A 19,445-nucleotide genomic window follows, 5' to 3' on the forward strand; every position below is an offset into this window, starting at 1 on the left:
TCCTGCCTCTGCGTTGGCGGCGGCGCAGGCGATCGCGCTGTGCCCACTCGTGTCGCCCGGCACTGGTAAGAAGGGCGCTGTCCAAATTTCGGCTCGTGGGGAGAAGCAATGGACTTGAGCGGCTTGGTTCCTCGGTCGTCGGGTTCGACTCCCACGACCCGGGCCGTCGGGAGACTGCTGGCTGCCGCTGGTGCCGACGACCAGCGGGCGGTCGTCGTCCGGGTGGGTCGGCCATTGGGAGCGGTGTTACGTGAGCACCCGAAGCTGCCCGTTGACCTGGTCGAGACGGTGCTGCGCGGCGACGACCGGGACCTGTTGCAGGCGCTGTACGACAACCCCGACCGGGACGGCGTCCACCGCGACCACTGGGATCGGTGGTCAGCCGCCGACCGGCCGGTGGTCGCCCGGCTCTGGTACGACCATGCCGACCTCACGCAGCGCCGTCGGATCCTGGCGGCGGCCGACCCGGGAACCCCGGGATGGACCCAGCGTTCCGGCCTGGTGGCGCAACTGCTCACGTCATCCGACATCGAACAGTTGCGGCCGGCCGTGGTGGGTCGATTTCCGGATCTGATCGAGCATGTGCTGCGGACCTGTCATGTCGGGCTGAGCCGGGCCGATCAGCTCCGTGCCGTCGGTTCGCTAGTCGACTGCGGCGTACTCGGGGTAGCGCTGAGCTGGCTGGGGACACTCGAACTGCACCCTGACGTGGTCGAGTTGGCTCGGGCGGCCGCCACTTCCACCGTAGGGGCGGACCGGTTGCGGGGTCTGGTCACCGCGACCTCGGACCTGGTCCAGGACACCGGCGACCTGGTCGAGGAGTTGCGTCAGCTCCCCGGCAAGTTGTCGCACCACGAAACCAGGAAACAGGCGGAACAGAAGGTGGGTCGACGCAACCGGTGGGACTGGGAGAGTCTGCGGGCGGCGCACGCGCTCCGACCGTTCCCGCCCGACTGCCTGGAGTTGCTGGTGACGCACCGAGACTGCCCGGCGGACCTTGCCGTGCAGTGGTGTGCCGCCCTGCCCCGGGGGCTGGACGTGCTGCTCCAGGCGAAACATCCGATCCCGTCGCCGCCGCCGTCCCCACTGCTGCGGACCCTGCTGTCCGCGACGACCCTGACCAGGCTGATCGTCGAACGACTCGGATCGGGGCTGACCGGCCCCGATCTGCTGACCGAGTGCCAACCGGCGCGCACCGTGCTCCAGGTGGCGCACGGGCGGCGGGGCCGCTACTCCGACGAGCGGAAACAGGCCGAGTGGGACGCGTTCCGGGCGGGGCTCAGGGAACTGGTGGTGACCCGGCTCGGCCACGATGTCGAGGCGTGGCGGCTGCTGCGTACCCGGCTGCCGAGATTCAACGGCACGGTCACCCGGTTGCTCGACGAGGTGGCCGCGTCGATGGCCAAGCCAGCACGTCGGCCGGACCGGGTCGCCGCCGGCCCGGCAGTCGACTGGCCGGACGCCGCCCCGCTGGAGATGTTCTTCGAGCCGCCATCGTTGCAGGTCAACCGGGCCGCGTTCGTGACCCTGCTCGACGCCGCCACCACCGACACCCAGTGGCACCTGCTGCCACACCTCGACGAGCGGACCCGGTACGACCTACTCGCCCTAGGGGAGTGGCGGGACGAGTGGGTCACCCGTGTGGTGGCCGACGGTGAGCTGCGGATCAGTGTGCCGTTGGCCCGCCGGCCGGCCCTGCCGGTCGAGGCGATCGAGGCACTGGCCGCGCTGGATGATCCCGCCACCAACTTCGGGCTGCTCTACCAGCCACAGGCGACGGCACGGCAGCGACATCGACTGGTCAACGGGATCCCGTTCGGCCCGGCCCGGACCGAACCGCTGACCGTTAACCTGGACCCAGACCTGGACAAGGTCATCGCTGAGGGGCCGGGGCGGGAATACCTGCTTCCGTTGCAGTACCACGACGACCCCGGGGTCGCGCAGGAGTGCGTGCGCAGAACCGGTCTGCCGCAGAACCGGATGCTGCGGTTGATCATCGACTGGTGGGAGTTGGACGGGCACCCGAACCGCATCCTGGAACGCCTGCCGGCCAGCATCCAGGTGGGGGTACGCAAACTGGTCACCGAGCTGGTCGACGCCCCGGACGCCGACGAGGCGCTGGACCGGCTGCGTGCTGCCGCGTACGAGGCGGAGTCACCGAAGCAGGCGGTACGCCGGATGCGTGGTGGTACCGCCCCCCGCACACTGCGAGCCGAGGGCTTCCGCTGGGACTGGGACTTCCTGGTCGAGGCGCATCGGGAAAAGCCCTTCGAGCCCTACATCCTGCACTTGCTCCGGGCGCTGCCCGGCTGCCCGGAGTTGCTGCGTGACGCGGCGTTGCGGGCCGGCTCGGATGCCACAGCACCGGTCCTGACCACGGCTGAGCAGCGCGCACACAAGGCACTGGCCGGCGGGAAGACGCCCGCCGACGTGCTCGCGAAGCGGCCGGTCGCCGCTTGGGTGGAGCACGTCGTCCAGTGCGGTGACCTTCTCCCGGTGGACGTGCTCCGGTCCGGTCACCCGGCACGGGAGGCATTGTCGATCGACCGGGTCGACGACACGTTCCGTACGGAATTGGCAGCGCTTGTCGACAAGCACCTGGCCGGTCGGCCGGATGCCTGGCAGCTCGTGTTGGCCATGTTGCCCGACTTCGCCGGTACGGTGCCGGAATTGCTCAGCACCGCCGCACTGGCCGCCGAGTGAGGACGACAGCATGGCGGAGGTAGCGACCGGTACGACGATGGCCGAGCGGCGGGCCAGCGTCGACCTCACCGACCGGCGAGCCCTGTTGGCGTGCCAGCCGGACGACCCGGCGGTGCTGGCCGAGGCGCACCGGTTGAAGGAGACGGCGCTGTTGGACTTCGGGGTCCGCGACAGTGTGGTGACCTCGTGGCTCTATGCCAAGTGCCACCACCACATCCCGACCACGGCAGTGGAGACGGCGGCGGTCGTCGCCACCGGGGACGGCGGCTGTCTGCTGCTCTACAACCCGCAGTTCTTCGTGGACATCGGGCTGGCCGGGGTGCGGTTCGTGCTGTTCCACGAGGCCCGCCACCTGATGCACCGCCACCTCTACGTGGAGCCGGAGCTGCGCGCCGATCCGGTGTTCCACCTGGCCGCCGAGGTGAGCATCAACCACGTGGCGATGGTCCGGTTGGCGTCCGGCGGGCTGCCGACCCGCGCCGTGCCGGACGGCACCGGCGGCACGGTTCGCGAGCCGGTCGGGGTGGACCCACACGAGATCCACCGACGGTACGCCGAGGACCTGAGCGGTCAGGGCCGCAAGCCACTGTCGTACCAGGATTTCGTCGACACCGACCTGGTCGTCTACCGCGAGTTGAAGCGGATGCACACCCCGCTGGTGCTGCCGATCGGGCTGTGTATCCACGCCGACCACGTCGGAGGAGACATTGGCGAACTTCCCACCGATGGCGAGACGGTGGGCCGGATCGTCGGTGAGGTGTTGGCCGAGGCGATCCGGGCCGCGCTGCGGGGCAACCGGATCGCCCGCGACGAGGTGCTGAACCTGGTCGACCGGTCCGAGGGTGGCGGTGACCGGCTGACCCGGATGTGGGGCACCCTCGGGGCCGTCGCCCTGCGGGGCGAGACGCCTCGGACCCGGCGGGTCCAGTGGTGGAAACGCTGGCTGGCGGACACCCTCGCGTCCAAGCTGCGCGAGGGGGAACGGCTGGTCTATCCGAAGAAACAGGGGGCGGTGTTGCTCGCCCTCGGTCACGACCCGATGCTGTCGCGACGCGGTCGGGAACGTACGAAGGTGGTGTTGGTCGCCCTGGACACCTCCGGTTCGATGTCGAACGAGGTGGTCGACTGGATCACCAGCCTGGTCGGCCAGACCGACGGGGTGGAGAGCCACTGGCTCAGTTTCGACGGGGTGGTGATGCCGTTCGTGCCCGGCGAACGGGTGTACGGCGGGGGCGGCACCAACTTCCAGAACGTGGTCGACTACGCCGAGGGGCGGCTGACCATCGACGGTGAGCCGTTCGAGGTGCAACCGGACGCGGTGATCATGGTTACCGATGGCTACGCGCCACGGGTCTCCCCAGCCCAGCCGGATCGGTGGATCTGGCTGATCACGGACGGCGGCGACGACTGGCCGGAGCACCACAATCCGCCGATGGCCTGCCATCGGGTAATCACCGGCGAGCGGTGACCCGGCCCGATCCGGGACAACGGCCCGGCCCGATCCAGGACAACGACCCGGCCCGATCCGAGACAACGGCCCAGCCCGATCCAGGACAACGAGCACGAGGAGAACAGCGTCAGCGTGAGCATTGCGGCACCCGTTCAGCAGAACCCGCTCGGCGACCCGCAGAAGGGCGCTCGTCGGCCCTGGCGGTCGAACGCGACATATCCGAAGCGACCGCCGGGGGCGGAGACCGGGGTACGCCTGGAGCAGTTCATCGACGCGATGATCGCGATGGGGCAGACTGGTCAGGTCTTCGGGGAGCACGGCATCGGCAAGACCTCGACGTTCCTGTCGTACATCCCGGAGCGATTCCCCGGCACCCGGGTGATCCTGGTGCCGGCGGCCAACCTGACCCCGGACGACCTGCTGGTCAACGCGCCGGTCCGGGATCCTCGTACCGGCGAGCTGGCGCTCACCCAGCTGATCATGCGACAGCTCGCTCCCGGTGAACCGTTCGTGCTGCTGATCGACGACTCGTTGCAGGCCGGCGACACCATCCAGTCGCAGCTCATGCAGGTCGCCTGCGACTGGACTCTCGGCGAACACGACCTGCGCGAACTCGGCTGCGTCGGCGTCTTCCTCACCGACAACGAGTCGCTGGTCGAGACCAGCGCCCGGCGTAGCGACCTGGCTGTCCTGGACCGGATGGTCACCGTACGGCTCACCGCCAACGACACCGGCTGGCGATTCAAGCTCGCCGAGCGCTACCGCGACTGGGACCTGACCGAGGTGTACCGGATCTGGGCTGCCCTGGTGCCGGAGTTGCGGCAGTTGCTGTCGCCCCGCACGCTGCAGCACGTACTGGACTGTGCCCGGGCCGGGCTTCCGCTGGCCTGGGGCCTGCCACTGGTCAACGGGCATCGGCTGCGCCTGGTCGAACCGGGTGACCCGGGCGACGGCGACCGCAAGAAGGAGAGCCGCAAGGACCGGGACCGCACCGACGAGACGCTGGACCGGATCGCCGCCGCGATCGGCTGCGCCAACCCGGACACCGTCCCCGACCCGGTCCGGCGCATCCTGCGTACGGCCATCCGGGAACGCTGGGCGGTGCTGCTCCAGGGCCCGCCCGGCTGCGGCAAGACGGAGATCACCAAGCAGGTGGCCCGGGAGGAGACCGGCCGTGCGCCGGTCTACTTCTCGCTTCCGGTCACCAACGTCGAGGACCTGTGTGTGCCGGTGCTCACCCCGGACGGCACCCTGGACACGCTGCTCACCCGGTCGCTGCTCGGCCCGGAGCCGAAGGTGCTGGTCTGGGACGAGTACAACCGCCCCAAGGACAAGTCGACCTTCGCCAAGCTGATGGAGGTCACCCAGGAGTGGTCGCTGGCCGGTCGGCCGATCCCCAACCTGCGGGCCCAGGTGGCGTTGCAGAACCCGCCCTACCACCTCGGGCGCAAGCTGTTGGTGTCCCGTAACAACGTGGCCCAGGCGAGCCGGTTCACGGTCAGCTACGAGGTACGCCCCGAGGACATTCCGGCCAACGAGTGGCTGATCGCGACGTACGGCGAGATCGCGGAGACGATGCTGGAGTGGTGGAAGACCGACATCGACGACGAGGGGCGGGACTGGATCACCAAGCGCACCCTGGAACGGCTCATCAAACTGCACCGGGCTGGCCAGCCGTTGCAGTCCGGGCTGATCTATCTCGGTGACGGCGAGTACGCCCCGGTGCCGTTGACCAAGCTGGAGGCGCGACTGACCGAGCAGCGGGTCATCGGGCTGCGGGAGATCGCCCGGGACGTGGACGGCTGGGTGGCGCGACTCGCCGCCGCCTCCGAGACCTCCACCGAGGGGACCGACGACACCGACGCCGTACACCAGGTGTTTTCCAACGCCGAGGTGTCCCAGCTGAAGCGGCACCTGAACGTGGTGGCCCGGCTGCTACGGCACCTGCCGCCGAAGCTGCGCGCCACCTACCTGGTCGGGCAGACCCCGGAGAAGCAGAAGTTCTGGGTCACCGCCCTGGCCCGGATGGCGGAGCTTTCCCGCGACTGACCCGCCGGTACCGGGCCGCGTCCGCCAGGCGCCGGAGCGGCCGAACGCGGCCCGCCACCGGGTCCGCCGTATCGGGGCGAGGTTTCTCCCGGTCGAATCGGGGAACCGCGCGACCGTGGAGGACCTGGTCTGCGATGCCCGCGAACACGGACTCGCCGGCGACGGGTCGACCAACGACCAGCCGGCGCTGGCGGCGTTGGTCGACCGGCTCGGTGCGGCCTACGCCGCCGACGGACGCCCACGCGTCATCCACTGCCCGGCGGGGGTCTATTCGATCCGGGACGCGGGCACGGTCTGGCGCAGCGGAGTCTCCCTGACCGGGGCCGGTCCGGGGGTGACCCGGTTCGTCCTGTCGAACCCGGGTGCTCCCACCAACCCGACCCCCCTGGCCTTCTTCACCACGGTCCAGCACGGTGCGGGGCGGGACAACCACATCGCCGACTGCACCTTCGCCGGCTTCGAAATCGACGGCTCGGGCGTGACGCTGCCCGGCTACGACGTGCTCGCCAAGGGGCTGGGCCTCCAGTACGTGCTGCGGGGCCGGTTCCGGGACCTCTACATCCACGACACCGGTGCGACCGGTCTGGGCTGCGACTTCCTCCAGGACACCGTGGTCGAGGGCGTGCTGGTGGTGCGCTGCGGCCGAATGGACAACGGGGACCAGATGGGTGGGGCCGGTATCGGCATCGGAGTGGGCGGTTGGGGTGCCACCGAACGACTCACCATCACCGCCTGCACCGCGATCGGCAACGGCACCAACGGGATCTTCCTGGAACTCCAGAAGGACTACTGGACACCGCCGGGCGGTATCCGGATCGTCGGCTGCCACGCCGAGGGCAACACGTACGGGATCTCCGACTGGGGCACGGACGGACTGATCGTTTCCGCCTGCACCATCACCGGCAACCTCGAAGCCGGGTACGACGTCTCGGCGCACGGCACCGCCGGGGTCGCCGGCCGGGGTGGCATCGTGACCGGCTGCGTCATCGACGGGAACGTCCGCGACGGCGTCAGCATCGGCAACACGCCCGGCCCTTACACCGTGCGTGGCAACCGGATCAGCCGCAACGGTCGGTACGGCTATCGCGAGCACGATCTGGCCGGGGACGGTCAGCCGGCCGGCGGCATCGTCGTGGACAGCAACGAGATCTGGGACAACGGGCTGGACGGGGTACGCGTCGACGCCACCCTCGTCGATGCCTTCATCACCGGCAACCGGATTCGTGACAACGGCCGCCGGAGCGCGCCTGCCGTTCTCGGTGCGGGCGGCGACCCGGTCAGCTACACCCGGGCAGCCCTCGTGGATCGGAGCGCGAACTGGCCACCGGACGGCCACCGGGGCAAGACGCTGACGGTCGGCGACCGGACGGTGATCGTTACCGGCAACACGCACACCGAACTCACCCTTGCCCCGACCCGCCCCGGGGCGACGACGGCGTGGCAGGGCCCACCACCGGCACCGGGAAGCACCTACCGGTTGCCGGACGCCCCGCCCGTACGGGCCGGGATCACCCTGGCCACCGCCACGACCGAACTGACGATCCGGGACAACCGGATCTGGGACGACCAGGAGGACAGGACCCAGACGTACGGACTGTGGGTCACCCGGGACGGCAGTTGCGTTTCCGGCACGGTCGAGGGCAACGACCTGCGCAACAATGCCATCTCGGCCACCCGGCTCGACGCCGCGCCGACCGGGGGGCGGTGGAACCGCAACCACGGCCTCGACGACCGGTGACGAGTCCTCACCGCAGCCGTACCCGGACCGGGCGGACCTGCCCGATCTGGGCGTCAACGGATTCGCGGTGGCCTCCCTGATACTCGGCATCATCGGCGGATTGGTACTCAGCGTCGTCTTCGGCATCGTGGCGCTGGTGCAGATCCGCCGCCGGCCGTACCGGGGCAGGGGACTGGCGATCGGTGGCCTGGCCGCCTCGGCATCCTGGGTGCTGCTCTTCGTGCTGTTCGTGGCGGCCATTGTCATGGACGATGCCGATCGGGACGCCGACGGTCAGGTCACCAACGGCGCAACGGTGAGCACCGAGCAACTTCGGCCAGGCGACTGCGTCAATGATCTGAACGAGAACGACTACATGGTTAGCGACTTGCCGGCCGTATCCTGTGCCGAGCCGCATGAGGGCGAGGTCTACGCCGTAGTCCCGTTGCCGGAGGGGGACTGGCCGGGTAAACGTGAGGTCGCCCGGCAGGCGGAACAGAGCTGCTATGTCCTGCTCACCCGCTACGCCACGGCCGTCGACCCCAATCTGCTGGACGTCTTCTACCTCGCTCCCATGGAGCGGGGCTGGATGCGAGGAGATCGCGACATCGTCTGCATCGCCATCGACCCGAGCGGAAAACGGACCGGCTCGATCGGGGGTTGACGAGGAAGCCGGCCGCACAGGTGTTAGAAAGGGACCCTTCCTCTGCAAAAAATCGATAAGAAGGGGCCCTTTCTTGCGCGTGGTGCATGGGGTGTGGCGGAGCGGTGGGCGGCTCGCGCTCTGGGGCGAGGACTCCGCGTTGCCAGCTCGGCCACCGCGTCGCCCCGGCCGACCACCCCGGGAACGCCCACACCCCTTCGCGGCCGACCACGAGGCGCTGGCCGGCCTGCTCGGTGACGCGGCCGTCAAGGCGACGACCGGCAGCGTCGTACTCACGTTGCCCACCCGCAGCGGAACCCCCGCAGACTCGCCGGAGCTGGTGCGGGCCGAGCCGTCCGGTCCGGCTCGCGGGCCGGTCACCCTGGCCGGCTGGCGGGTGCCCACCATCGAGTACGACGCCGACGACGCGCTGCCCGTCCTGCGGGCGCTCGGCGTCGACGGTCCGGTCTGCGGGGCGGGCCTGCACCAGCTTGTCGAGCTGGCCGAGTTCGCCGTCGACCTGGTGTGTCGGGGCCGGACCCTGCCCGGCGTGGCGGTGGACGGCCCGACCCGGAAACCTCGGGCGATCTGGCGGCCACTGCTGACCGCCGCCGATGCCACCTGGGCCCGCGCCCTGGCCATGGCGCTGCCGCCAGCCGTCCGGGCCGCCGTGCCGGAGTTGTCGACCGGGGCGCTGGTCGCCGACGTCCTGGACTCCCTCACCGATGCCGCTGCCCGAGCCACCCTCGACGGCGTACGTCTGGTCGACAGCCGCCGGTCCAGCGGCACGGATGCCGCCGTCCGGGCCTGGCTGCGGGCCCTGACCGGCCGGCAGCGCAGTTTCACCGCCCCGGCCGGGGCGGTGGCCGCCCTCGTCGACGAGCTGCACACCTGGCAGCGCGACGCGGCGGGCAGCCCGGTCCGGGCCTGTTTCCGGCTGGTCGAACCGATTCCGAAAGAAGTCGAGTTCGACCTGGACACGGAAGAGTCGGACACGGAAGAGTCGGACACGGAAGAGTCGGACACGGAAGAGTCGGACACGGAAGCGCCGGACATCGCAGCGGCAGATCCGGACGTAGAGCCGGATGCGGAAGTCGAGTTCGCGGCGGATCAGGGGACCGAACTGGCGACATCCGACGGTTGGCGGGTGGAGTTCGCGTTGCAGGCGGCCGACGAGCCGAGCCTGATCGTCGGGGCGGACCGGGTCTGGGAGTCGCGCGGGGCACTCCAGGCGCTGGCCCGGCACCTCGACACACCGCAGGAGACGCTACTCGCCGAGTTGGGCCGGGCCAGCCGACTCTGGCCGGAGCTGGAGACCGCGCTGCGTACCGCCACACCTGACGGGTTGGACCTGGACACCGAGGGGGCGCACCGGTTCCTGCGGGACGGCGCACCCGTGCTGCACGCGGCCGGGTTCGGGGTGTTGTTGCCGTCGTGGTGGCAGCGGCCCAACGCGCGCCTGGGTGCCCGACTACAGGCGCAGTCGCGGACCGCCCCGGGCACGGTGGCGTCGCGTAGCGCGCTCGGCCTGGACGCCCTGGTGGAATACCGGTGGGAACTGGCGCTGGGCGACCAGCCGCTGTCCGAGTCGGAACTGCGGACCCTGGCCAACCTCAAGACCCCACTGGTACGGCTGCGCGGCCGGTGGGTCGAGCTGGACGCCAAGCGTCTGGCGGCCGGGCTCAAGCTGCTGCGTACCGCCGGAGAGATGACGGTCGGGGAACTGCTGCGCCTCGGCCTGACCGCCCAGGACGATCCGGAGGCGTTGCCGGTGCTGTCGGTCAGCGCGGACGGGGCGCTCGGTGATCTGCTCACCGGCCAGGTCGACCGGCAGCTCGCCCCGGTCGATCCGCCGGCCAGCTTCCAGGGCACGCTGCGGCCGTACCAGCAGCGCGGACTGGCCTGGCTGACGTTTCTGGAGTCGCTCGGTCTCGGTGGCGTTCTCGCCGACGACATGGGGCTGGGCAAGACGGTGCAGTTACTCGCCTTGCTGGCCGGCGGCTCGGCCGGCAGCGAGCAGACCACTGGGCCGACCCTGCTGGTCTGCCCGATGTCGCTGGTCGGCAACTGGCAGCGGGAGGCGGCCCGGTTCACGCCGGAGCTGCGCGTACACGTGCATCACGGTGCCGACCGGGCCCGGGGCGAGGAGTTCACGGCGGCGGTCGACGCGGCCGACCTGGTCGTCACCACCTACTCGGTTGCGGCCCGGGACGCTGGCGCACTTGCCGAGGTCGACTGGCACCGGGTGGTGGTCGACGAGGCGCAGGCGATCAAGAACGCCGCGACCCGACAGGCCACCGCAATCCGGTCACTGCCCGCCCGGCACCGGGTGGCGGTCACCGGTACGCCGGTGGAGAACCGACTGGCCGACCTGTGGTCGATCATGGAGTTCGCCAACCCGGGGCTGCTCGGGTCGGCGGCGGCGTTCAAGAAGCGGTACGCCGAGCCGATCGAACGTCACGGCGACGACGACGCGGCGCAGCGGTTGCGTCGGTTCACCGGCCCGTTCGTGCTGCGCCGGATGAAGACCGATAAGTCGATCATCTCGGACCTGCCGGAGAAGCTGGAGATGGAGGTGCTCTGCAACCTCACCGGCGAGCAGGCATCGCTCTACCAGGCAGTGGTGGACGACATGCTCCACCGGATCGAGTCCAGCGAGGGCATCGAGCGGCGGGGACTGGTGCTGGCCACCATGACCAAGCTCAAACAGGTCTGCAACCATCCGGCCCAGTTGCTGCGGGACGGCTCGGTGCTGCCGGGGCGGTCCGGCAAGCTGGCCCGGCTGGAGGAGGTCCTCGACGAGGTACTGGCGGCGGGGGAGAAGGCCCTGATCTTCACCCAGTACGCCGAGTTCGGCAACATGCTGCGCGCCCACCTCTCCGCCCGGTTCGGCCACCAGGTGCTCAACGGGCGCGAGGTGCTCTACCTGCACGGCGGGGTCGGCAAGGCGGAACGGGATGCGATGGTGGAACGCTTCCAGCAGGGGGCCGCACCGCTGTTCGTACTGTCGCTCAAGGCCGGCGGCAGCGGGTTGACGTTGACCGCTGCCAACCATGTGGTGCACGTGGACCGGTGGTGGAATCCGGCGGTGGAGGACCAGGCCACCGACCGGGCGTTCCGGATCGGTCAGCGGCGCGCGGTGCAGGTACGCAAGTTCGTCTGTGCCGGCACGGTGGAGGAGAAGATCTCCGCGATGATCGCTGAGAAGCGCGGGCTCGCCGCGAAGATCGTCGGCACCGGTGAGCAGTGGCTCACCGAACTGTCCACCACCGAGTTGCGGCAGTTGTTCGCGCTGGAGGCCGGGGCGGTGGTGGAGTGACCGACTATTCCGAGTACGGCCGACCACGACGGGTCTCCGGCGGTGTACGGGCTCGCAGTACCCGAGGCGCGATCGGCGAGTCCTGGTGGTCCCGCCGGTTCGTGGATGTGCTGGAGTCGTTCGCGCTCGGCACCCGACTCACCCGGGGCCGCTCGTACGCGCGGGCGGGGCAGGTGCTCGCCATCGACGTCGCCCCCGGCGTGGTGACCGCCGAGGTGCAGGGGTCTCGACCGAAGCCGTACCGGGTGAAGGTCGGGCTGCGGCCGTTTCCGAAGCCGGTGTGGCGGAGGATCGAGGAGACGTTGTCCGCCCAGGCGCTCTACAGCGCCCGGTTGCTCGCCGGTGATCTGCCGCCGGAGCTGGAACAGGTCTTCGCCGAGGTGGGGGCACCACTGTTCCCGACCGGGATCGACGATCTAGATCTGACCTGCAACTGCCCTGACTTCGCCGTACCCTGCAAACACCTGGCCGCCACGTTCTATCTGCTCGCCGAGGCGTTCGACGCGGATCCGTTCCGGATCCTGCACTGGCGGGGTCGGGACCGGGCCGGATTGTTGGCCCGGTTGCGAGAACTGCGGACCGGCGGCGACGAGAACGCGGCCAAGCCGGGCGACCCGAGGGCCACCGCGACCGCGCCCCGAGGCAGACCAGTGATGACACAGGCTGACTCAGTGGCGACACAGGCTGGCTCAGCGGCGACACAGGCTGACTCAGTAGCGGCGCAGGCTGGCTCAGTGGCGGCGACCGCGCCGCAGGACCGACCAGCGACGGTTCCGACCGCCGGTGCCGGACTGGCCCTGGCCGAGTTGCCCGACGTGCCGCTGGCGGACTCGGTCGACCGGTTCTGGCTGTCGCCAGTGCCCCTGCCGGCCCGTACCCCGGCCCTTCCCGCCCGAGCGGATCTGCTGCTGAGTCAACTCGGTGCGCCCGGCGCGGTAATCGGTGGGCCCGGGTTGATCGAGCGGTTGCGCCAGGCGTACGGGCGCTTCGGAGCGGAGTGACCCCTGACGCCCGGCTATCGGTAGCGACGGCGGGCCCGCCACATCAGCCCGCCGTTGATGAGGAGCGTCACCCCGCAGATCACGCCGGCCAGCCCACCGCCGAGCACGATCAGGGCAGGTAGGGACGCCCAGAGCAGAACGGTCAACAGCAGGAGAAGCCGGCCGCGCCGACCTCGGACCCGGTCATCCATCCGGGCGAAGAAGTCCGGGTCGGTGGCTCGGAGATGGCGGGTGATCTGCTCGAACCGGCGCTGATCCTCTTTGCTGAGCATGCTGGTGGCCTTCCCCTCACGCGTCAACGGTCCGGCGGCATACCCGCTGCGGAGCGGGCTCACGCAACCACTGGAGGAGGAGCTGTCCCCAACCGATGAGAGCTGCCCTGAACCAGTGGGTCAGGACAGCTCTATTCGCTGACTGCTGTTGCCGCCGGTACCTGCCGATACCGGTGAGGCCGGAGTACCCGGTGTTGGCCCGGGGGAGGGCGGTGGCGGGAGGCGGTCTCAGGGGCAGTGGGGGCGGGGGTGGGAGGCGGTCTCAGGGGCCGGGGGAGAGCCGGGCCCGGCGGGGCAGCGGCAGCTTTCCGGTGAGTAGGGCCGCGGGCACGGCGGGGTCGACGGCGTGCAGGGCGTTGACCAGGAGCCGCTGGGTGCGGTAGGAATCGGGCAGTTGCCACCGGACCGCCTCGGGGGGTACCACCCAGCGCACCGGACCCTCCGGTAGCCGGGTCGGGGGTGCGGGGATCCACGAGCCGAGGCCGTGGCGGACCACGTCGAAACACTGGTCCAGTTCGGGCCGCAACGGGTTACCGGGGCGAACCAGGAACATCCACCGCCCGGCCGGGGTGACCGCGACCGGGCCATGACCTCGGTCGGGTCGTACACCGTAGGTGAGGCCGGGGTACGGGCGGGCGGCGTCGATCACCCGCCGGCCCAGATATGCGGGGACCTCGATGACGTCGAAGGCGCGTCCGGTGGCGAGGAGCAGGCCGTGGGGCTGGTGTCGCCACCAGGTGGCGACCCGGGTCGGGTCGCTGGTGGCGGCCTGTTCCCAGTTCTCCAGGGCAGGGTGGCAGCCGGTGGTTCGGCAGTCGGCCCGACCGCAGACGAAGCGTTGCCGGGCCAGGCAGGCGCCGGGGGTCACGTCCCAGCCGTGGGCGGCGTAGCGGACCGCGACCCGGCGCAGTCGTACCCGGTCCAACGGTGCCAGTTGGACGAATCGTGATCGGACACTGCCCCACATTCTTCGGATGACCCCCTAGATCAGCATCGGCGATGGTCTGGATGTTGACGCCGTTACCGGTGGCACCCGTGTTCGTTCTTCTGGACAGGTGGCCGGTTGCAACTTGCACGAAAAACTATGAGGTTGGTGCCCGGGGTTGACGTACATACTGTGCGACCGGGACAGACCGGAAACAACGAACTAACAGAATTAATGACACATCGCGCTCGTAATGCTCGTATCGCCCGACTTGGAGTCGCTGGCGGGGTAAGGGGAGGAACCGGACGTGGATGAGGTGCCGATAGGCCGCCGCGTGGCGTACTGGCGAGGGCGCCGCAACATGTCGCAGCAGGTCTTTGCCGATCGGCTCGGCAAGTCCAAGAGCTGGGTCGACAAGGTCGAGCGTGGGGTACGGCGCCTGGACAAGTACTCGGTGCTGCACGAGATCGCCGACGTGCTGCGGGTCGACGTCCAACTCCTGCTCGGCAAGGACCCGCAGCGTCGTACCGATGCGCTCAACTGCATCGACCAGGTCGAGGTGGAGGCGATCCGCTCGGCCCTGGAACGGTACGAGGCACTGCCGGCCTTCTTCGCACCCTTCGCGGAGGTTCCCCCGCTGGACGACGTACGCAAGTCGGTGCGGCACGCCTGGTTGACCCTCCAGTACGCCAGGTACGGCGTGCTGACCAGGGCGCTGCCGAAGCTGCTGTGCGATGCGCAAGCCGTCGATGCCGCGTACCGGGGTGGTGACGACGCCGCCCAGGAGGCGGCCCACCTGCTCGGGCAGGTCTACCAGATCGCCTCCTCGACCCTGCGCAAGCTGGGGGAACACGAACTGGCCTGGCTGGCCGCCGACCGGTCCATGGCGGTCTCGCAACGCTCCGGTGACCTGCTGTTGGCCGGCGTGGCCACCTGCCGGGTCGGCAACGCCCTGCTCGCCCTCGGCCGTCCCCGCTCGGCGCTGGAGATCAACGTCAACTTCGCCAGCCAGCTCGCGCCGAACGGCTGCCGGGCGGCCAGCCCGCAACAGCTCTCGGTGTACGGGATGCTGCTGCTCCAGGGGGCCATGGCGGCGGCCCGGATCGGCGACAGCGCCAGCGTCCGGGACCTGTTCTTCGGTGCGGAGGAGGCCGCCGGCCTGCTCGGCGCGGACCAGAACCACTACTGGACCAGTTTCGGTCCGACCAACCTACGACTGCACCAGGCTGCCGCCGCCGTCGAACTGGGTGAGGGCGGGCGGGCGGTGGAGACCGATCGGGAGATTCCCCGGGACCGCTTCAACGCGTTGCCGCCGGAACGGCGGGCCCACCACCTGCTCGACCTCGCTCGGGGGTACGCGCAGATCGGCGACATGGAACAGGCGGGGACGACCCTGCTCCGGGGTGACCAGTTGGCCCCGTCGGAGATCCGCTGTCGGCCGATCGCCCACGAATTGATGTCCGACGTCCTGCGTCGCACACGGGGTGCGCCAGCTCAGCCGATAGCGGAGTTGGCTGAGCACATGGGAGTGGGAATATGACCGGGAGACCGGCCGCATGACCGAACGACGTGAGGTTACCGGCCGGCTCGGTGACGAAGGACAGGTCGACGATGTCAGGGGTTTCCCGCGCGGCGTGCTCTACGTGATCGCGTGTGGTTCACCGCTGGCCCGGGAGGTGGGGCGGCTGGTCGCGCTCGGCCAGGCGGACGGCTGGGACGTGTGTGTGGTGACGACACCGGACGGCCGCAAGTTCGTGGACGGGCCGGCGCTGGCCCGACAGACCGGCCATCCGGTCCGGACGACCTACAAGAACCCCGGCGATCCGGACGTGCTGCCGCCCCCGGACGCGATCATCGTCGGTCCGGCAACGGTGAACACCGTCAACAAGTGGGCCGCCGGGATTACCGACACGCTCGCCCTCGGACTGCTGGTCGAGAGTCAGGGCAAGGGGCTGCCGATCGTCGCGATGCCCTTCACCAACGCCGCGATGGCCGGACACCCGGCCTTCCAGGCCGGACTGGCCCGGCTGCGTGCCTGGGACGTGACGGTGCTCTTCGGGGACGACATCCTGCCTCCGCACGCACCGGGGACGGGCGAGGCTCTGCTTTCCCGGTTTCCGTGGCACCTCGCCCTGGATGCTCTGCGGATCCGGGTACCCGTCACCAGCGGTCCGGGCTGATCAGTGGCCTCTGCCGCGGTGGTCGCCGAACCGGTGGGCTGGTCCGGCGACCACCCGGCCTGCTTCATCCACCCGGCCTGCTTCATCCACCCGGCCTGCTTCATCCACCCGGCCTGCTTCATCCACCCGGCCTGCTTCATCCACCCGGCCTGCTTCATCCACCCGGTCTGCGGCGCCCACCCGGCCTGCTTCATCCACCCGGCCTGCTTCATCCACCCGGCCTGCGGCGACCAGCGATGGCGGGTACGGGCCGGATTGTCGAACCGGCGGGACCGACACCGGTGTCCCGCCGGTAAGCTGGGCCGTCGTGAGCACAACTGGATCCCGTACGGTGCGCGTGGCCGATGTCGTGACACTGCTCGATCGTCGCTATCCGCCCGCCTGGGCCGAACACTGGGACCGGGTGGGGCTGGTGCTCGGCGAACCGTCCGCTCCGGTGCGTCGGGTGGCCTGTGTCGTGGACTGCGTACCGGAGACGGTATCCGAGGCGCTCGCCGCCGGGGCTGACATGATCGTGGCCCACCATCCGTTGCTGCTGCGGGGCGTGTCGTCGGTGGCGCCGACCACGTACAAGGGCCGGATCATCCACCAACTGATCAAGAACGACGTGGCGCTCTACGTCGCCCACACCAACGCCGACGTGGCCAATCCCGGGGTCTCCGACGCGCTCGCCGTACGGCTCGGCCTGACCGACCTGCGTCCGCTGCACCCGTCTGCTCCCGGCAGCCCGTCCGAGGGGCAGGGGCGGGGCCTGGGGCGGATCGGCCGGCTACCGCAGCCGATGACCCTGGCCGAGTTCACCCAGCACACCGGCCAGGCATTGCCCGCCACCAGCTGGGGGGTACGCGCGGCCGGTGACTCGAACCGGATGGTCAGCACGGTCGCGGTCAGCGGCGGGGCGGGCGAATCGTTCCTGTCCGACGCCATCAGCGCCGGGGTGGACGTCTACCTCACCGCCGACCTGCGGCACCACATCGCCAGCGAGCACATCGCCGACGGCGGCCCGGCCCTGCTGGACGCCGCCCACTGGGCGACCGAACGGCCGTGGCTTGACGAACTCTCCGCCCACCTGCGGGACAGCCTGGGCGTGCCGACACTGGTGTCCGACCTGGACACCGACCCGTGGACGGTGCATGTCGCACCGCTCGCATCCCCCGAGGACACCATGAACAAGGAGCCCCGCCTGTGAAGGCCGACCCCAAGGACCAGCGCCGTCTACTCGACCTGCAGGCGGTGGACACCGCCCTGGCCCAGCTCGCCCACCGTCGCCGTACGCTGCCCGAACACGCGGAACTACACGCGCTGGCCCGGGAGCTGTCCGCGCTGGAGGACGAGCGGGTTCGCGCCCAGGTGGCCGTGGACGACCTGGACCGGGACATCAGTCGGCTGGAGAAGGACATCGAGCAGGTGCGGGTCCGCAAGGACCGGGACCAGGCGCGGCTGACGATGGGCACCGGCCCGGCCCGGGAACTGGAGGCGTTGCAGCACGAAATGGTCTCGCTCAACCGGCGGCAGACCGAGCTGGAGGATGCCGAGCTGGAGCTGATGGAGCAGCGGGAGACCGCCCAGGGCGTACTGGACGGGGTCGAGGCCCGGCTGAACGATGCTCGGAAGCGGCGTACGGCGGTCGAGGAGCGTCGGGACCAGACGCTGGCCGAGATCGCCAAGGAGGAGCAGTTCAAGACCAGTGCCCGGCAGCCGCTCGCGGATGACCTGCCGGCCGACCTGGTGGCGCTCTACGACAAGATCCGGGAATCCTCGGGTGGGCTCGCCGCGGCGCTGCTCACCGCCGGTCGGTGCGGCGGTTGCCGGCTGGAGTTCTCGGGCATGGACCGGGCCCGGATCAAGGCGACCGCCCCGGACGAGGTGGTGCGCTGCGAGGAGTGCCGGCGCATCATGGTCCGGACCAACGAGTCGGGACTGTGAGCCGACTCCGGGTAGTCATCGAGGCGGACGGCGGCGCGCGGGGCAACCCCGGGCCCGCCGGCTACGGTGCGGTGGTCCGGGACGCGGATACCGGCGAGGTGCTGGCCGAACGCTCCGAGTCGATCGGGACCGCCACCAACAACGTGGCGGAATACCGTGGGCTGATCGCCGGCCTGGAGGCCGCGCACGAGGTGGGCGCGACCGAGGTGGACGCCCGGATGGACTCCAAGCTGGTCGTCGAGCAGATGTCCGGCCGTTGGCAGATCAAGAATGCCGGGCTACGGCCACTCGCGGCGCAGGCGGCCGGTCTGGTCCACCGGTTCGAGTCGGTGACCTTCGGTTGGATTCCACGCGAACGCAACCGGCACGCCGACGCGCTGGCCAATGCCGCAATGGACCTGGCAGCGGGGAAGCCACCGAAGCCCACCCCGGCTGCGCCCACGCCGACCCCGGCTGCGGAACCTACGCCTACGGCCGTCGAGCCGGAGCCGGCGTTGGCGTTGGCCGGACCGGATGCCACCGCCCGGGCCCGGGAGCACGAGGTCGCCGCCCAGGCGTCGACGGCGCGTACCTCCTGGGAACCGCGACCGGCCGCGACCGCGACCCGGCTGGTGCTGGTCCGGCACGGTGCGACGGAACGGACCGTGCAGAAGCGCTACTCCGGTCGGGGTGACGTGCCGCTGTCGGACCGGGGGACGGCCCAGGCGCGGGCGACGGCCGGGCGCGTGCTTGCCCTGGCCCCATCGGTCGCGGCCGTGGTCAGCTCACCCCTGTCCCGGTGTACGACCACCGCCGAGGAGGTCGCCCGTGCGCTCGGGGGTGCCCCGGTGGTCACCGAGGCGGACCTCGTGGAGTGCGACTTCGGCGCGTGGGAGGGGCACACCTTCGCCGAGGTGCGGGACCGCTGGCCCGAGGAGATGGACGCCTGGCTGGCCTCGCCGACCGTCGCGCCGCCCGGCGGGGAGTCGTTCGTCCAGGTCACCACCCGGGTACGCCGGGCCGTGGCGGCGCTGCTGGCGACGTACCCGGGGGAGACCGTGGTGGTGGTCTCGCACGTCTCCCCGCTGAAGATCATGCTGCGGGACGCGCTCGCGGCGGGCGACGCGTTCCTGCACCGGCTCTACCTCGACCCGGCCGGGGTGTCCGTCCTGGACGTCTGGCCGGACGGCGGGATCGCCGTCCGGACCATCAACGACACCGCGCACCTGAGCGGTATCTGACCCACACCTGTCCGACGTCTGAACGGCTTCCTCGCCAGTG

Annotated in this window: 14 protein-coding genes; 12 read left to right on the top strand and 2 right to left on the bottom strand. The window is 70.3% G+C overall.

The features are described from left to right. Nucleotides 1–108: 108 nt before the first annotated feature. The 7 genes from FHR38_RS23065 to FHR38_RS23095 all read left to right on the top strand — a co-directional run bounded on the left by FHR38_RS23065 (nucleotide 109) and on the right by FHR38_RS23095 (nucleotide 12,882). Complete coding sequence (locus FHR38_RS23065) at nucleotides 109–2,703, top strand: hypothetical protein (protein WP_184536633.1); 2,595 nt, start codon at nucleotides 109–111, stop codon at nucleotides 2,701–2,703. A gap of 10 nt (nucleotides 2,704–2,713) precedes the next feature. Beyond that, on the top strand, nucleotides 2,714–4,171 hold the full coding sequence (locus FHR38_RS23070) for a hypothetical protein (protein WP_221449136.1): 1,458 nt from the start codon (nucleotides 2,714–2,716) through the stop codon (nucleotides 4,169–4,171). Nucleotides 4,172–4,285: 114 nt separating this feature from the next. Continuing rightward, the gene (locus tag FHR38_RS23075; RefSeq protein ID WP_221449137.1) at nucleotides 4,286–6,202 is read left to right on the top strand and encodes an AAA family ATPase; all 1,917 of its coding nucleotides are present in this window, start codon (nucleotides 4,286–4,288) and stop codon (nucleotides 6,200–6,202) included. 115 nt (nucleotides 6,203–6,317) lie between these two features. After that, nucleotides 6,318–7,940 carry a right-handed parallel beta-helix repeat-containing protein gene (locus FHR38_RS23080; protein WP_312882356.1) on the top strand — a complete coding sequence of 541 codons (1,623 nt, stop codon included), beginning with the start codon at nucleotides 6,318–6,320 and terminating at the stop codon, nucleotides 7,938–7,940. A 67-nt stretch (nucleotides 7,941–8,007) separates the two neighbouring features. Next, entirely contained in the window at nucleotides 8,008–8,583 is a 576-nt protein-coding gene (locus tag FHR38_RS23085; RefSeq protein WP_184536634.1) for a DUF4190 domain-containing protein, read from the top strand. Nucleotides 8,584–8,656: 73 nt separating this feature from the next. Further along, complete coding sequence (locus FHR38_RS23090; RefSeq protein WP_184536635.1) at nucleotides 8,657–11,881, top strand: DEAD/DEAH box helicase; 3,225 nt, start codon at nucleotides 8,657–8,659, stop codon at nucleotides 11,879–11,881. Then, on the top strand, nucleotides 11,878–12,882 hold the full coding sequence (locus tag FHR38_RS23095) for an SWIM zinc finger family protein (protein WP_184536636.1): 1,005 nt from the start codon (nucleotides 11,878–11,880) through the stop codon (nucleotides 12,880–12,882). The genes FHR38_RS23090 and FHR38_RS23095 overlap by 4 nt, the downstream gene beginning before the upstream one ends. A gap of 14 nt (nucleotides 12,883–12,896) precedes the next feature. Here the strand turns inward: FHR38_RS23095 and FHR38_RS23100 are convergent, their stop codons facing one another. Then, nucleotides 12,897–13,154: a DUF3040 domain-containing protein gene (locus FHR38_RS23100; protein ID WP_184540087.1), complete on the bottom strand. Its 258-nt coding sequence runs from the start codon at nucleotides 13,152–13,154 to the stop codon at nucleotides 12,897–12,899. Nucleotides 13,155–13,416: 262 nt separating this feature from the next. After that, nucleotides 13,417–14,121, bottom strand: coding sequence for a bifunctional DNA primase/polymerase (locus FHR38_RS23105; RefSeq protein ID WP_184536637.1), 705 nt, complete (start codon nucleotides 14,119–14,121; stop codon nucleotides 13,417–13,419). Between the two features lie 265 nt (nucleotides 14,122–14,386). Between FHR38_RS23105 and FHR38_RS23110 the strand changes: the two genes are divergently transcribed. From FHR38_RS23110 to FHR38_RS23130, 5 genes are all read left to right on the top strand, one after another. After that, nucleotides 14,387–15,619 (top strand): helix-turn-helix domain-containing protein, encoded by a 1,233-nt coding sequence (locus FHR38_RS23110; RefSeq protein ID WP_184536638.1) that lies wholly within the window; start codon nucleotides 14,387–14,389, stop codon nucleotides 15,617–15,619. Between the two features lie 16 nt (nucleotides 15,620–15,635). Continuing rightward, entirely contained in the window at nucleotides 15,636–16,259 is a 624-nt protein-coding gene (locus FHR38_RS23115) for a flavoprotein (RefSeq protein WP_184536639.1), read from the top strand. A gap of 307 nt (nucleotides 16,260–16,566) precedes the next feature. Further along, nucleotides 16,567–17,448: a Nif3-like dinuclear metal center hexameric protein gene (locus FHR38_RS23120; protein WP_184536640.1), complete on the top strand. Its 882-nt coding sequence runs from the start codon at nucleotides 16,567–16,569 to the stop codon at nucleotides 17,446–17,448. Continuing rightward, nucleotides 17,445–18,185, top strand: a complete 741-nt coding sequence (locus FHR38_RS23125) for a zinc ribbon domain-containing protein (protein WP_184536641.1) — start codon at nucleotides 17,445–17,447, stop codon at nucleotides 18,183–18,185. The genes FHR38_RS23120 and FHR38_RS23125 overlap by 4 nt, the downstream gene beginning before the upstream one ends. Continuing rightward, complete coding sequence (locus FHR38_RS23130; protein WP_184536642.1) at nucleotides 18,182–19,405, top strand: bifunctional RNase H/acid phosphatase; 1,224 nt, start codon at nucleotides 18,182–18,184, stop codon at nucleotides 19,403–19,405. Before FHR38_RS23125 ends, FHR38_RS23130 begins: the two co-directional genes overlap by 4 nt. The last annotated feature ends 40 nt before the right edge of the window (nucleotides 19,406–19,445 follow it).

Source organism: Micromonospora polyrhachis (assembly GCF_014203835.1).
GTDB lineage: Bacteria > Actinomycetota > Actinomycetes > Mycobacteriales > Micromonosporaceae > Micromonospora_H > Micromonospora_H polyrhachis.